The organism is Leptolyngbya sp. AS-A5, from assembly GCF_039962495.1.
Classification (GTDB): domain Bacteria; phylum Cyanobacteriota; class Cyanobacteriia; order Leptolyngbyales; family Leptolyngbyaceae; genus Leptolyngbya.
Genome location: NZ_JAMPLL010000002.1, coordinates 252564 through 267130, shown reverse-complemented (window position 1 = coordinate 267130; position 14567 = coordinate 252564). Strand labels below are relative to the sequence as shown.

Below are 14567 nucleotides of genomic sequence, written 5' to 3'. Positions count from 1 at the left end.
TCTAACTCCGCTTGAATCCTTTCGTTGGCTTCTTATCCGCTTTTTCTTTGGCTTTCGTTTTGCTCACTTCTGCCAAAGCTTCTTGAAATAGATTGTGCAGATGTATTGGCACACTGGCGATGTCCGGTAGTTCTGGCTCTAGGGGTTTATGATGCTCCTGCAACAGTGGGTCAAGGTCTGTTTGCAGGTTGAAATCTGGACGATCGAGGAACGATCGCAACACAGTCTCCAATTGAGTTGGATACTGTTCTGCAAGTTGATGCCACACAAACGGATTCACTTCAGCATCTGTTAGATACTTCCGCACTAATCTATCCGCACCTTTGACCGACTGCCAATCTTCCGCTTTCAGCAGCGCTTCAAACTGAGTGTAGGTTGTCAGTAACATTTGTCCCCAGCGTGGATGCGCCAGAATCGTCACTTCTTCTGCTTTTTTCAAATCCGGCGGTAGCTCGATCTGGGGTGTCACCATTTTTGCGGCTGCTTTGTTTTGCATCATTTTTGCCGCCGCTTCTTCGTCGAGTCCCATTGCTTCCGCCATTTCGGTGAGTTCTTCATCGCTCACGCCTGCTTCTTGCGCCATTTCTGCAAGAGATTTATTCGGATCAAGTCCTGCTTCATCCATTCGACGCTGGGTGAGAAAGTCCTGAAATTCTGCAATCTTTTTACCCAGATGATAACCCGATAACGTCATCTGATCGGTGCCGAAAAAATCGAGAAAATCTTGGTGATAGCGCTCAACCGATTTCCAGGCTTCTTCGAGTAATTCTGGAGCATCCCCGTACAAATCAGATTTATAATTCTGTCTAAAGTTACCGATCGCAACCGCTAACTTGGGTTTCCCTAAGTTCCCTAACTGCACATACGGGCTAAAGATTGTCCAGTAATCCTCAACAGGTGCAATTCGCGTGACGAGCATTTCCCCAAGCTTTAATCGCGACATTGCTTCTAGTGTTTCTGAATCATTCGGCTTCACAATGTATAGTTTTGTGGTTAGCCAATTCATCAGTTTGAAGCCGTCGGGTAAGATTTCTTGAATGGCAAACAGTCCTGAAAAATTACGCTTCCAGTTCAGAATCAGTTGTCGATCGTCTTCTGACAATTCTGGTTCGCTTTCAATGAATAGCTCTAACGGGGTTTTCGTTCCAACTTGTCCGTGAGTCAGAAATATATCAACGATCGTATCTCGGTGCTTACTCTCTTTTGACTGCGATTGCGCTAACTTCTCTGCGACGAACTTTTCAAAAGCCGTTGCTAATTCCCCTTCCGCATCGTAAACAAAATCCGTTAGCGATTGCTTCAGTTCTTTTGATCGCGCCAGAATTGCATCTACCATAAGTCACCTCGATCGTCCTTGGATACCTTAAGCCTTTGCTTTAGCCATCCCAAAGCATCCTGGGATAGATTTTGTTACAACAGCCTTAAACAATTAAAAAGCGATCGAAACCTGACTTCGATCGCTTCTGGTACAAACTCTTCAGTTGTCCTGCTCTCAAGCTAACTTGCTAAACCTTGAGGAACAGAATTTTGCAAAGTCGCTTTACTACTTAATAAAGCCTCTTCCTCACTCTCAAAAATCTCAAAAACAGAATCCATCATCGTCACTTCAAAAACTAGCTTCGCCTCCGGATGAACATTACACAGCTTGAAGCTACCTTTTGCCTTATCCGCATCCCGCATCCCTGCAACTAATGAAGTTAAGCCAGAGCTATCAATGAAATTCACCTGTCCTAAATTCACAACAACATGATTTCCCTGTTTAGCAATGCAGTCCTGTAGTTTGGTGCGAAATTTCCATGCTGTCGTAATATCTAGCCGTCCACTCGGACTGAACACGACGATCGTCGTGCCGTCTGGGGTATTGAAAGTCTTCTGCTCCATGTAAACCATGACTTGCCTCATGCAGTCTTTTGGTGATCACCTGTCTAAATTATGCCCAAAGATAGAGGAAGATAACGATTTCTTAAGATTTTAAGATCAAAAAAGGGAAGCGTCTGTTGAATGCTTCCCCCGAAGTGCAAGGCTTAACAAATGGATGTCAATGGTTCATCACCATTGGGCTTAGTGTGCCCCGTTTGTTGACCAATTGATCCAATCTTGTGGTTTTAGGAAAATCTCGTACAGCCGCGCCTCTGGACTGCCTGTTTCTGGCTCATAGCCATACTCCCAACGCACCAACGGCGGCAACGACATCAGAATCGATTCAGTCCGCCCATTCGTTTGCAGCCCAAAGATCGTGCCGCGATCGTACACCAGGTTAAATTCCACGTAGCGCCCCCGCCGATAAAGCTGGAACTGACGCTGACGATCGCCGTACTCAGTATCTTGACGACGCTCCACGATCGGCAGATAAGCAGGCAAGAACGCATCACCGCAGGATTGCACAAACGCAAATAAGTCTTCCCAGGTGCGATTTTGCACTGCTCCCACTTCCTTACTCCGCAACGCCGCAGAGGTATCACTCTGAGATCCGGGATAAGAGATGGGATACAAATCGCCGCGTATATCCTGGTAATCAAAGAAGATGCCGCCCACCCCACGAGTTTCTTTACGGTGCTTGAGATAGAAATACTCGTCGCACCAAAGTTTGAACGTGGGATAGTATTCGGGATGATGACGATCGCACGCTTCCTTCAAGGTTTGATGGAAATGAATCACATCTTCTTCAAACGGGTAATACGGCGTTAAATCGATTCCACCACCAAACCACCAGACGGGGCCTGCTTCAAAATAGCGGTAGTTTAAATGCACCGTTGGGATGTAAGGGTTGCGGGGATGCAGCACCATCGAAGTTCCAGTCGCATAGAAGCTATGACCTGCTGCTTCCGGTCGCTGCACCAAAATCGAAGGTGGCAAATCCTTGCCCCAGACTTCTGAGAAATTCACACCGCCTTGCTCAAACACTCGACCTTCGCGAATCACCCGCGATCGACCGCCGCCGCCTTCTTCTCTTGTCCAGCTATCTTCGCGAAACTGCGATGCTCCGTCTGCGGCTTCTAGTCCTTCACAAACTTGATCTTGAAAAGATTTTAACCATTGGCTGACCCGCTCTCTAGAATCACTGGGAGGAAGCGGTTGTGTCGTTTCGGTGGGGTTAGAGGTAAAGAAGGCAGTCATAAACGTCGATTCCTGGAACGAGTCTTCTTACTATGCAGTGGGGGAGTTTAAAGTTTCCGACTAGCTTCAAGCATTAGAATTGCCGAAACCAGTCGGTTCATTTAGACTATCGCGAAAAGGCAGCTAGAAGGTGACTTGCTCGGCTGTCAAGCCCAGGATGGTGCATCCTGAGCGGAAAAGCACGATCGTAAATGTTTATAACGGGCTGTAACGACTGGTGTAATCTGGTTAGCCGTCTCAAGAAAGATGACAATTGCAGCACAAATCTAGCTAAGATCGAACACCCCGGATCAGGGTGCGGGTCAAACCGATTCCCTTACTTAGGAGACGTAATGATGCTGAACTTTCCTTGGAGATTGTTTAATCGCAGGCGGCGACGGGTGCAATCCACTCTGGCTCGAACCTATCAAGCGATTAGTTCAGCCTCTGTGGACGATTTGTGGAAGAAAGTGATTGATTTGGCAGATGTCTCTTGGCATCCGTTAATCTCCAAAACGAATGTGCCGCGTGGACAGGTGGCAAAACCAGGATTGATTTACGAAGCAGTGACGCGCCTCGGCCCCTTTCCAATTCGGATTTTTGTGGAGCGAGTTGAGCCGAGAGAGTTGCTCAGCATCAGAATTATGGCGATTCCAGGCATCGAAGAACGAATTCGATATGAAGTGAAATCGATGGTTTCGGGAACCAGTATCGCTTATTCGGTAACGCTGCAAGGCTGGTTGTCGCCGTTAATCTGGTCGATCACCAAGCCTTACGCGGCGCGAGTGGCAGAGGATCTCGCACATGCAGCCGAACAGCCGATCGACTCCAAATCCACTCAAGCTAGCTGTTTCGATTTCTAACAAGCGATCGTCTCTGAGCGGTAAGATCAAACGGATAACCCAAGCGATCGCTCTCTACCCTCTATGTTAGATACCCTCTGTGCAGAATCTGTTTTAGAAGTCCTTAAGCCTGTTCAAGATCCCGAACTACAAAAAAGTTTGGTCGCACTGAACATGATTCGGAATGTGTCGATTTCCGGCGGCAAGGTGTGCTTCACCCTGGTTCTAACGACTCCTGCTTGCCCACTGCGCCAGTTCATCGTCGAAGACTGTGAACGCGCCGTCAAGACACTCCCTGGCGTGGAATCGGTGGAGGTGGAAGTCACGGCAGAAACGCCGCAGCAGAAAGGATTGCCCGATCGGACTGGAATTGATGGCGTGAAAAACATCATTGCGATTTCGAGCGGTAAAGGGGGAGTTGGTAAAAGCTCGATCGCTGTGAATGTGGCAGTGGCACTCGCCCAAGCTGGCGCAAAAGTGGGTTTGATCGATGCTGACATCTACGGGCCTAATGCTCCAATGATGTTGGGTCTGGAAGGATCAGGCGTTGCGGTGCGCCAAACGGCTCAAGGCGAGATCTTAGAACCTGCTTTCAATCACGGCGTTAAGCTCGTCTCAATGGGATTTCTAATCGACAAAGACCAGCCTGTGATCTGGCGAGGCCCGATGCTGAACGGTGTGATTCGCCAATTTCTCTATCAGGTGCAATGGGGTGATTTGGATTATCTCATCGTCGATATGCCTCCCGGTACCGGAGATGCCCAATTGACGCTGGCACAAGCCGTTCCAATGGCAGGAGCAGTCATCGTCACCACGCCTCAATCGGTCGCATTGCTTGATTCTCGACGCGGCTTAAAGATGTTCCAGCAGCTAAACGTGCCGGTGTTAGGCATTGTCGAGAATATGAGCTACTTTATTCCCCCGGATATGCCCGATCGTCAGTACGACATTTTCGGATCGGCAGGCGGCGAAAAAACCGCAGCAGAATTAAACGTGCCGCTCTTGGGCTGTGTGCCGTTAGAAATTCCGTTGCGTGAGGGGGGCGATCGAGGAGTGCCGATCGTCGTGGGTGAACCCGATTCTGCCTCGGCAAAAGCGCTAACTCGGATTGCTCAGCAAATTGCTGCTAAAGTATCCGTGGCAGCCCTCGCTTAACGCCTTTCTCAAATCTATGTTTCGCAAAAAATCTCCTTCCCCCCTCAGACCGTGGCTCCAACCCTGGCAAGGAATGGACTGGTACTTGTTTGGGGCAGTCATCGTGCTGACGCTCTTGGGTAGTGTGATGTTGTTCAGCGTTCAACTGACGCACACTGAGCGCGAAGACTGGATCTATCACATCTGCATCGGTGGGCTGGGAACGTTTCTGATTCTGGCGCTGGCACGAATGCGCTACGATGTCCTGCTGCGGTGGAAGTGGTGGATTTATGGTGTGACCAATGCCTCGCTGCTGCTCGTGATGGTCATGGGGCTAGAGGCAAAGGGAGCACAGCGCTGGCTAGGATTTTTCGGGTTTGGAATTCAGCCGTCAGAGTTTGCCAAGCTTGGGATCATTGTTGTGCTAGCGGGAATGCTGCATCAGCGATCGGCATCGACAATCGCGATGATGATGAAGATTCTTTGGGTTGCAGCTTTGCCTTGGGCACTGGTGTTTTTGCAGCCGAACTTAGGGACATCTCTAGTGTTTGGGGCAATTACGATCGGGATGTTGTATTGGGGCAATGCCAATCCCGGCTGGTTGCTGCTGCTGCTGTCTCCGGTCGTATCCGCGATTTTATTTACCACGCTAATCAGCAAGGGAGCGTTCGGCATCTCGGCGATCGGGTTGTGGATTGCGACGATCGGACTGATCGCTTGGAGAACGCTGCCTTGGCGCACTTATGGAACGCTGGTTCCAGTGGTGATTAATTTAGTTGCAGGTGGACTGGGACAGATGCTGTGGCAATTTGTGCTGCACGATTATCAGAAGGCGCGAATTCTGATGTTTATTGACCCTGACCAAGATCCGCTGGGAGCGGGGTATCACTTGATTCAATCACGGATTGCGATCGGGGCGGGAGAACTCACAGGACGCGGATTATTTCGCGGCACTCAGACACAGCTCGACTTTATTCCTGAGCAGAATACAGACTTTATTTTTACTGCGGTTGGTGAAGAACTAGGATTTATCGGCGCAATCTTTGTGCTTGCCGCTTATTTGCTGATTTGCTACCGATTGCTGATTATTGCCCAAAACGCCAAAGATGAATTTGGCGCACTGATCACAGTGGGTGTATTTTCGATGATTCTGTTTCAGATGGCAGTCAATATTGGCATGACGATTAATCTGTCGCCTGTGACTGGAATTCCTTTGCCGTGGCTGAGTCACGGCAATGCGGCACTGTTGATGAATTTCATCGCGATCGGCCTGGTTCAGTCTGTGGCAAACGCCCGCCAAAAGCCGAAATTCTAAACGATTGGAAAGGTGCGATCGCGCTATCGATCACAATCGATAACAGAGTGTTCAACACCGCCTGTAAACTGATAGGGAAGCTATCTTGCAGCAATTATGTTTTTACCAGGTTCAGCCGTCCGTGTGACGAATGTGAATGATACTTACTACGGGTTCCAAGGACTCGTACAGCGTATCACTGATGGAAAAGTTGCAGTTTTATTTGAGGGTGGCAACTGGGACAAGTTGATCACGTTCAGAATGTCTGAGCTTGAAATTGTCGAAACTGCCAAGAAAAAGGCAGCAAAATAAGCACGTTCAGGGTTTGAATGCGGTAGATTGTGGGATGGAGACGTTTTCACGAAACGTCTGTACGACATTGCAACGGTGCGATCGTCGGCTTGATCGTCGGTATGAATTTGCTTATGCGCCTCCCACTTCCCCAGTTTTCTGCTCAGAATCGCCCTGCCAATCACATTGCCGAGGTGATCGAAACAGCGACGACAGAATTTCTTTCACAATGCCTGGAACCGGAAGATTTGTCGTTTCCGGTGATGCCGCCGTTTGGAAGCTGGGTCAAAGCGATCGACGAAGAATCAGGAAACTTAATCTATGCAGTCGTTTACCACGCGACGACTAGCCCGATCGATACCGTGCATCGGGCTAGAGCATTAGGAATGTCGCTGCTAGAACTGCGCGAACAACAGCCGCAAATTTTCGCGATGCTGAGAACAGAATTTCGATCGGCGATCGTTGGCTATCGTGCGGGCGGAAATAAAAAGAATGGCTCGACAGGTGGAACGCTTTATCAACATTTACCGCCCCGTCCGCCCCAAATTCATCAAGCCGTTTACGCTTGTGACGCAGGAGAAATTGTTGAATTTAGCGAGCAGCTTGATTTTTTGAGAACCTTACTGCAAGTGGGGAGTGCTCCGGTTGATGCGCTGACGGCGGCTGCAATTCGGGAAATTTATCAACTGAGGAAAGCCGATCGTGCTTGGTTGGTGCAGGCGGGTCGAATGCTAAGCTTGCTGCTGAAAGATGACTACGACCGACTACGGGTGATCCTGAGTCAAATTCATCTCTAGGTGGATTTCGTGCTCAATTTGACCTGGTAATTGTTAGATCGCATTGAGTGGCGCTGCTTCATGTTGTTTTTAACCGCTGGCTTGTTTCAAGAACCAATCGTTTCTTTTGTGATTCTGCTAGCGGTCATTTTGGTTGTACCGATCGTATTCGAGCGGTTAAAGCTACCGGGATTGGTAGGATTGCTGGCATCGGGAGTCGCACTCGGCTCGAATGGATTGGGGATCATTCAAAATGACTCTGAGACCATGAATTTGCTCTCAGACATTGGACTGGTGTATCTGATGTTTGTGGCAGGTTTGGAAATTGATATTGACCAATTTACTCGGACGCGAAATCGCTCGATCGGCTTTGGAACTTATACGTTTTTAGTGCCATTGATTACTGGAACGATCGTCGGGCGAATGTTTGGGTTTGATTGGAATCCCGCGATTTTGATCGGATCGCTGTTCGCCTCTCACACGCTTTTGGCCTATCCGATCGTCAGTCGCTTAGGAGTTGTGGGAAATGAAGCCGTTACGGTGACGATCGGCGCAACAATCTTTACTGACGTTGGGGCGCTGTTAGTCTTAGCGATTTGTGTCGGGGTTCATGCAGGCGATTTTACACTCATCAAGCTGATCACGCTGTTGGGATCGCTGGTCGTTTATACGATCGTGGTTCTCTTCGGGTTTGATCGAGCGGGAAGAGAATTTTTTCGACGATCGGGAGACGATGAAGGCAATCAATTCCTGTTCGTTCTATTAGCGGTGTTTCTGGCTTCGGTTGGAGCACAGTTAATCGGGGTTGAAAAAATCGTGGGTGCGTTTCTCTCCGGGCTTGCAGTAAATCGCGTTGTCGGAAACAGCCCTGTCAAAGAGAAAGTTGTATTTGTCGGCAGCGTTTTGTTTATTCCCATCTTCTTTGTGGATATGGGGTTGTTAATTCGGATTCCGGCGTTTATTCAGAGCTTGATTGATCCAAAGTTGTTGGGATTGACCGTTGCGATCGTTCTCGGTCTCATTGCCAGTAAATTTGGGGCGGCGGTGCTGGCAAAACTGACCTATCGCTATAGTTGGCAAGAAATGATGGTGATGGGATCGCTTTCCCTGCCTCAAGTGGCCGCAACGTTGGCTGCAACGCTGGTCGGCTATCGGGCAGGATTGCTCACCGAGAGCGTTCTCAATAGCGTGATCGTGTTGATGATAGTGACTTCGACATTAGGGCCGATCTTAACGGCGCGATTTGCGAATGAACTTCGACCCGAAACTCCCGCCACGATCGCACCGACGATTCCCGATTCGACCTGGACACACCAAACCACGATCGTTGTCCCAATCTATAATCCCAATACCGAAGCGAATCTCCTTGAACTTGCAGCTCTCATTGCCCGCTCCCACGCGGGTCAATTAATTCCGTTAGCGATCGCCCTGTCCCAAGCCCATTTAAACTCACCGGCGATGCAAGAACGCATTGATGACAGCGAATCTCGGTTAGTGCGTGCAACAGAACTGACCGAAGGATTTGGGGTTAAAGTGACCCCCCTGCTGCGAATTGATGACAACGTTGCTCAAGGAATCGCTCGCACCAGTCGAGAATATCGCGCTGACCTGATTGTGATGGGTTGGGGACGCAAAAGCGCGATTAGAGAGCGGTTGTTTAGAAATGTCGTCAACAGTGTTTTATACGCGGCTTCTTGCCCGGTTGCCGTTGCGCGATTAGTGAAATCTCCAAGCGAATTTCAGCAAATTTTGCTCCCTGTCGAAAATCTTACCCCGCGATCGATCTCAACCTTACAGCTCGCTCATAATATCGCCACCGCGACAGGAGGACAAATTACAATCCTGCATGTGTGTGATCGAGCGACCTCTTCCAGTAAGATTGCTTGGATCAAATCACAAATCACGCTCCTCGCTGCAAAGCTGCCACCCCTTAAGACCGATATTCAAATCGTCCCAGATGATGATGTGGTTCGGACGATCGCAATGGCAGCGAAATCTTCTGACTTACTGGTTTTGCGGTCGCCGGAGCGCTTGCTTAGTGCAGGAGGACTGGCGCTAAATAGTCGCACGGCTCAGATCTTGCCGCAGATTCAATGCTCGATCGTGCTGGTAGGTGAACCGCAATCGGTCGATCGTTCGGTTCTATTGTCGTCCTCTTCATAAATGAATACTTAACATACGCAAAGTTTTTGAGATTTGCTTGCTTTACGCAGATAACCGTGTGAAATTTGTCACATAAAGGCGGCTGCAAAATTCAGCCGAGACATCCGCGAGATTAGGTGTAAGACTCCTCTCGCAATTTCTCCACGTTGACCGGAAAATGGAAGTCAACAAGGGTGCAGATGTAATGACAAGTGATCAAGAGACAGGATCGGAGGCTCCAAGCCGAATACTACTGATTGAAGACAATGAGGCAAACCGAAGTCTGCTTGAAGATTATCTAATCTATCAAGGCTACAGCGTATTGGCTTTGGGTGTGGGCACAGGGTTCAATCGAGCCTTAGAAACGTTTCAGCCTCAAGTCGTACTGCTCGATCTCAGGTTGCCCGATATTGACGGCTGCGAGATTCTAGAGCAGATGCAGCGCCATCCAGAGTGGTGCAGGGTTCCCGTGATTGTGGTGTCGGCTCGCGCCTTTATGACTGACCAACAAAATGCGCTCAGCCTTGGTGCACGGCGTTACTTGGTAAAGCCGATTCGCTTGGCTGAGTTGCTTCAGGCAATTCAAGCCGAACTAACCGAGTAAAGAAAACTATGATTCGTGAAGCTTTAACTTAGCGTCTGGATCTGATCGAGTCATAGTCTGGATGCGTATTAATGAATTGCTCGATCGTGAGACTTAGGCTCTTGACGGTATCACCAGACTCTTGAATTTGAATTTCGAGCGCGGAAAGTAATAGAGTTGCGGTTTGAAGTTGATTGAGCGCTCGTTCGATACTGGTGCGAGTTTGGCTCTCAAACTCTTGTAGATTCATAGCTTAGACAAGTCTGGTACTGAATATTTAGCACTATAGTCATTTCGGTTCGGTGATCGTCACCCCTGTCTGTGGAGATTGATTTAAGATTTAAATATCCGTCTTTTACATAAAGTTTTAAGTGACTGCTCCTCAAACTTTGTCGCTGATCGATGATCCAGAGCGCTTAGAAGCTCGGCTTAAGGAAATTCCCCAAGAGCCAGGGGTGTACTATATGCGCGATCGCACGGATCAAATTCTCTATATTGGCAAGTCGAAGCGCTTACGATCGCGCTTACGATCGTATTTCAACGGACATGATACTCGACCCCGAATTACGCTGATGATGCGTCAGGTGGTCGAAATTGAAGTGATTGTGACCGATACCGAAGCAGAGGCACTGGCGCTCGAAGCGAATCTGATTCGGCAGCATCAGCCGCACTTTAATGTGTTGCTGAAAGACGATAAGAAGTATCCCTATCTCTGTATTACTTGGTCGGAGCCGTATCCTCGGATTTTCATTACCCGTAAGCGGCGTATGGCAAAGGAGCGCGATCGTTATTACGGCCCGTATGTCGATAGCCGCACCCTTCGCACAACGCTACATTTAGTCAAGCGCATCTTTCCCTTGCGTCAGCGTCCACAGCCGTTATTTAAGGATCGTCCTTGTTTGAATTACGATATTGGGCGCTGTCCGGGGGTCTGTCAGACGATGATTTCGTCGGAGGACTATCGCAAGACGGTGCAAAAAGTGGCGATGATTTTCCAGGGACGGACGCGGGAATTAGAGGAATCGTTAGCCGCGCAGATGGAGAAAGCGGCTGAAGACCTCAACTTTGAACACGCTGCCCGACTGCGGGATCAGATTGCTGGACTGAAGAGCTTGAGCGCAGATCAAAAGGTAGCATTGCCGGACGATACGATTTCACGCGATGCGATCGCGCTTGCTGCCGATGAACATCATGCCTGTGTGCAGTTGTTCCAAATTCGTGCAGGTCGGTTGGTCGGACGCTTGGGATTTATCGCGGATGCTCAGTCAGGTGAGTATGGTGCAATTCTTCAGCGCGTTCTCGAAGAGCATTATCAGACGGTTGATCCGGTTGAAATTCCGGCAGAGATTCTGGTGCAGCATGAGTTACCGGATGGTGAAATGCTGGCGGAATTTCTCAGTCAGGCGAAAGGGCGGAAGGTGTCGATCGTCGCTCCCCAGCGTCAGACCAAAGCCGAATTGATCGAGATGGTCGAGCGCAATGCGGGAATTGAGTTAGCGCGGACGCAGAAGTTTGCCGATCTCAATGCCGAAGCGATGCAAGACCTCGCTGAGATTCTCGATTTGCCAGAGTTGCCGCGTCGGATTGAAGGCTACGACATTTCGCACATTCAGGGTTCGGATGCGGTTGCTTCTCAGGTTGTGTTTGTCGATGGATTGCCTGCAAAGCAGCATTATCGGCACTACAAGATTAAGAATCCAGACGTGCGATCGGGACGATCGGATGACTTTGCCAGTATGGCAGAAGTCATCTCCCGCCGATTCCGCAAGTATGCCGCCGCGAAAGCGAAAGGAGAACCGCTAGTTGCTGGAAAGTCTTCGGATTTTCCTGATGTGGTGATGATCGACGGGGGTAAAGGTCAGCTTTCTGCTGTGGTGAATGTGCTGCGCGAGATGAACTTGCTCGAAGATATCAAGGTTGTGAGCTTAGCAAAACAGCGCGAAGAGATTTTTCTGCCGGGTGAATCTTTCCCACTGGAAACCGATGCCGAACAGGCTGGAGTTCAATTGCTCCGCCGTTTACGCGATGAAGCACACCGATTTGCGGTTACGTTCCATCGTCAGCAGCGTACCACGCGGATGCGTCGATCGAGCTTAGATGAGATTCCCGGCTTAGGACATCACCGCCAAAAGCTACTCCTCGCAGAATTTCGGTCGATCGATTACATTCGTGAAGCGAGTCCAGAGCAGTTAGCGACAGTCCCCGGCATTGGAATGCAGATTGCGAAACAGATTTATCGCTATTTTCATCCGGGCGATGAGGATGCGATCGACAATATTCCAGAACCGACAAACTCTGAAGCTGTTTCTTAGTGCGGGAACGAGTCTCGCCTCCAAAAATGGGTAAGATTGCTTGAAAAGTTGTCTTTGCTTACAGATAATTGCTGGTAAATAAGCAGGCACGATCGCACTGAGTTGGGGAGACGCAGATGACAGAAGCATTACTGATTGGAATGGGGCAGTATGATGACCCCAGCTTTCCCTCACTCACAGCGCCTTCACAAGATACAGAAGCACTCCAAGAATTGCTGCGTAGACCAGACATTGGTGCAAGTCGGGCGTATGATGTGATGCAGCTTCAGCATCCGACGCTAAAACAACTGAGAGAAACGATCGAAACCTTTTGCACTCTACGTGATCCGGATGAAATTACTCTGATTTATATCTCCGGTCATGCGATCGTGAATGATCAAGGTGCATTGTTTTTTCCCTGCCGCAACACTCAGCAATCCCACCTAGAGGAAACTGCTTATCCATTGAGTGAACTCAAAGCTGAACTCGAAGCTTGTCGATCGCAAAAACAAGTCGTGATTCTCGATTGTTGTTTTAGCGGCACCTTTACTCAAGGCATGATTGCCGCTCAGGACTTTGATGCGATCGCTCAAGACTTCAGCAGCAATCGTCGCGCCTTGCTGACTTCCCCCGCCTCGATCGACTATTCCACCCAGCACAAAATCAAAGCGCGATCGACCTACACTCAGCTTTTACTCGATGCTTTGGAAACTGGAATGGCAGATGGAAGCGCCAATCGTCCGTTGGATGGTACGGTCGATGTGACTGAACTTCACGCTTATATCACTGCTCATCTGCAAGATACATCGCCTGCACTCACTCCAAACCTTTACAGCACAGCAGACGGCTATCGAATTGTGATTGTGTATGCACCGTATCTAGACTTCCGCAGACAGGTCAGAAGCTTAGCGGAACAGGGCGAAATTTCGCTAGTCGGACACAACATTCTGGAAGAACAACGCATCAGACAGGGAATTCCTCAGGACATCGCCAGCGCAATTCGAGAAGATGCACTCTTGCCGCATCGTCAGCAAATAGAGAAACAGCGACAGTACGATCGCATCCTCGAACAAGTTAGTCAGTCGCCGCTTAGCGATAATATGCGAGCAGAGCTATTGCAGCTTCGGCAAGTATTGGGACTGTCAGAAAATCCCTTTGCGCCTGCACCCCTACCCGCAACTGTGACGGAGCAGGAGGCGCAAAATACCGCACCAGAGACACTGCCTCCGGTTGAAATCGTTCCAGTTGAGCCGCAAGTTGAGACGGAGACTCAGCTTGAAACTTCAGGTAATCGATTGACTCAGTTTCTGAGAAATCGGCGGTTGCTGCGATCGTCGGATTCAGAGCTTGAGCCTGCGAACGATCGGATTTCGCAATATCTGCAAGAGCGCAACATTCCCCTGCCGTTGGTGCTTGGGCTCGGAAGTCTATTGGCTTTGGGGCTGTTTGGTGCCATTCTTTGGTCATTGTTCCAACCGTTTCCCGGATCGCGCCCTCAGATTGCCGATGCAGAAGGCTGGTTTAATGAAGGCATCCGTAAAGCCCAGGCGGGCGATCGCAATGCAGCGATCCAGGCTTACACTCAGGGGCTAAATCTCAGCCCGACTCCAGCGAATCGAGCGGCAAATCTCTACTACAATCGCGGCATCGAATACGCTAACAATGGCAACATCGAGCAAGCAATTTCTGATTACACTGAAGCGATTCGACTTGATCCAGCCTTAGCGGATGCGTATTTCAATCGGGCGAATCTTGTGGCTAAACGCGGCGATCGTTCAAGTGCAATCAAAGACTATGGCTCAGCCGTTCGACTGTATCAACAACAAAACAATCCAGAAGGACAGCGAGCCGCTCAGGATGGAATTCGGGCACTACGAGGGGTGAATCCGTAAACTGTGCCTGCATGACTAGGAGAAGATCGACTTCTGCGTAAGTGTGAATTTGTTTCATCAGGGACGATCGCGCCCTATTCGTGTTTCTACTGAGAACTAGGGGGATTTAGCGATCGAGTTAAGCGTTTTTTCGAGCGACCAGGGAAAACTTTACTTGTACGATGCAAGCAATCTCTCTGAGACACTAAAGACGATGATAAGGAATGCAACAAGACTTCTACCGCTC

General features: G+C 49.4%; 13 protein-coding genes. 9 read left to right on the top strand and 4 right to left on the bottom strand.

The window, feature by feature from the left end; translation table 11 throughout:
• Position 1: 1 nt before the first annotated feature.
• The 3 genes from NC980_RS03620 to hemF all read right to left on the bottom strand — a co-directional run bounded on the left by NC980_RS03620 (position 2) and on the right by hemF (position 3117).
• On the bottom strand, positions 2-1336 hold the full coding sequence (locus NC980_RS03620; RefSeq protein ID WP_190379761.1) for a hypothetical protein: 1335 nt from the start codon (positions 1334-1336) through the stop codon (positions 2-4).
• Between the two features lie 161 nt (positions 1337-1497).
• Complete coding sequence (locus NC980_RS03615; RefSeq protein WP_190379963.1) at positions 1498-1890, bottom strand: anti-sigma factor antagonist; 393 nt, start codon at positions 1888-1890, stop codon at positions 1498-1500.
• Between the two features lie 171 nt (positions 1891-2061).
• Entirely contained in the window at positions 2062-3117 is a 1056-nt protein-coding gene (hemF, locus tag NC980_RS03610) for an oxygen-dependent coproporphyrinogen oxidase (protein ID WP_190379760.1), read from the bottom strand.
• 335 nt (positions 3118-3452) lie between these two features.
• Here hemF and NC980_RS03605 point away from each other — a divergent pair, with 335 nt between their 5' ends.
• From NC980_RS03605 to NC980_RS03575, 7 genes are all read left to right on the top strand, one after another.
• Positions 3453-3959 carry an SRPBCC family protein gene (locus NC980_RS03605; protein WP_190379962.1) on the top strand — a complete coding sequence of 169 codons (507 nt, stop codon included), beginning with the start codon at positions 3453-3455 and terminating at the stop codon, positions 3957-3959.
• A gap of 63 nt (positions 3960-4022) precedes the next feature.
• On the top strand, positions 4023-5093 hold the full coding sequence (locus NC980_RS03600) for an Mrp/NBP35 family ATP-binding protein (protein WP_190379759.1): 1071 nt from the start codon (positions 4023-4025) through the stop codon (positions 5091-5093).
• 16 nt (positions 5094-5109) lie between these two features.
• Positions 5110-6387 carry a rod shape-determining protein RodA gene (gene rodA / locus NC980_RS03595; RefSeq protein WP_190379758.1) on the top strand — a complete coding sequence of 426 codons (1278 nt, stop codon included), beginning with the start codon at positions 5110-5112 and terminating at the stop codon, positions 6385-6387.
• Positions 6388-6483: 96 nt separating this feature from the next.
• Positions 6484-6678, top strand: a complete 195-nt coding sequence (locus NC980_RS03590) for an NAD(P)H dehydrogenase subunit NdhS (RefSeq protein ID WP_190379757.1) — start codon at positions 6484-6486, stop codon at positions 6676-6678.
• A 113-nt stretch (positions 6679-6791) separates the two neighbouring features.
• Positions 6792-7454, top strand: a complete 663-nt coding sequence (locus NC980_RS03585; RefSeq protein WP_190379961.1) for an HAS-barrel domain-containing protein — start codon at positions 6792-6794, stop codon at positions 7452-7454.
• Positions 7455-7514: 60 nt separating this feature from the next.
• Positions 7515-9596: a cation:proton antiporter gene (locus tag NC980_RS03580; protein WP_190379756.1), complete on the top strand. Its 2082-nt coding sequence runs from the start codon at positions 7515-7517 to the stop codon at positions 9594-9596.
• 184 nt (positions 9597-9780) lie between these two features.
• Positions 9781-10179: a response regulator gene (locus tag NC980_RS03575; RefSeq protein WP_190379755.1), complete on the top strand. Its 399-nt coding sequence runs from the start codon at positions 9781-9783 to the stop codon at positions 10177-10179.
• 28 nt (positions 10180-10207) lie between these two features.
• On the opposite strand, the gene NC980_RS03570 is transcribed toward NC980_RS03575, so the two are convergent.
• Complete coding sequence (locus NC980_RS03570; protein ID WP_190379754.1) at positions 10208-10408, bottom strand: hypothetical protein; 201 nt, start codon at positions 10406-10408, stop codon at positions 10208-10210.
• Positions 10409-10529: 121 nt separating this feature from the next.
• Here NC980_RS03570 and uvrC point away from each other — a divergent pair, with 121 nt between their 5' ends.
• Both uvrC and NC980_RS03560 read left to right on the top strand, forming a co-directional pair.
• Positions 10530-12470 carry an excinuclease ABC subunit UvrC gene (gene uvrC, locus NC980_RS03565; RefSeq protein WP_190379753.1) on the top strand — a complete coding sequence of 647 codons (1941 nt, stop codon included), beginning with the start codon at positions 10530-10532 and terminating at the stop codon, positions 12468-12470.
• A gap of 116 nt (positions 12471-12586) precedes the next feature.
• Positions 12587-14341 carry a tetratricopeptide repeat protein gene (locus NC980_RS03560; RefSeq protein WP_190379752.1) on the top strand — a complete coding sequence of 585 codons (1755 nt, stop codon included), beginning with the start codon at positions 12587-12589 and terminating at the stop codon, positions 14339-14341.
• The last annotated feature ends 226 nt before the right edge of the window (positions 14342-14567 follow it).

Excerpts from the sequence above, each read along its gene's own strand:
- rodA (WP_190379758.1), top strand. The coding sequence starts at position 5,110 with ATGTTTCGCAAAAAATCTCCTTCCCCCCTCAGACCGTGGCTCCAACCC.
- NC980_RS03585 (WP_190379961.1), top strand. The coding sequence starts at position 6,792 with ATGCGCCTCCCACTTCCCCAGTTTTCTGCTCAGAATCGCCCTGCCAAT.
- NC980_RS03570 (WP_190379754.1), bottom strand. The coding sequence starts at position 10,408 with ATGAATCTACAAGAGTTTGAGAGCCAAACTCGCACCAGTATCGAACGA.
- NC980_RS03590 (WP_190379757.1), top strand. The coding sequence starts at position 6,484 with ATGTTTTTACCAGGTTCAGCCGTCCGTGTGACGAATGTGAATGATACT.
- NC980_RS03575 (WP_190379755.1), top strand. The coding sequence starts at position 9,781 with ATGACAAGTGATCAAGAGACAGGATCGGAGGCTCCAAGCCGAATACTA.
- NC980_RS03615 (WP_190379963.1), bottom strand. The coding sequence starts at position 1,890 with ATGGTTTACATGGAGCAGAAGACTTTCAATACCCCAGACGGCACGACG.
- hemF (WP_190379760.1), bottom strand. The coding sequence starts at position 3,117 with ATGACTGCCTTCTTTACCTCTAACCCCACCGAAACGACACAACCGCTT.
- NC980_RS03620 (WP_190379761.1), bottom strand. The coding sequence starts at position 1,336 with ATGGTAGATGCAATTCTGGCGCGATCAAAAGAACTGAAGCAATCGCTA.
- NC980_RS03560 (WP_190379752.1), top strand. The coding sequence starts at position 12,587 with ATGACAGAAGCATTACTGATTGGAATGGGGCAGTATGATGACCCCAGC.
- NC980_RS03605 (WP_190379962.1), top strand. The coding sequence starts at position 3,453 with ATGCTGAACTTTCCTTGGAGATTGTTTAATCGCAGGCGGCGACGGGTG.
- NC980_RS03600 (WP_190379759.1), top strand. The coding sequence starts at position 4,023 with ATGTTAGATACCCTCTGTGCAGAATCTGTTTTAGAAGTCCTTAAGCCT.
- NC980_RS03580 (WP_190379756.1), top strand. The coding sequence starts at position 7,515 with ATGTTGTTTTTAACCGCTGGCTTGTTTCAAGAACCAATCGTTTCTTTT.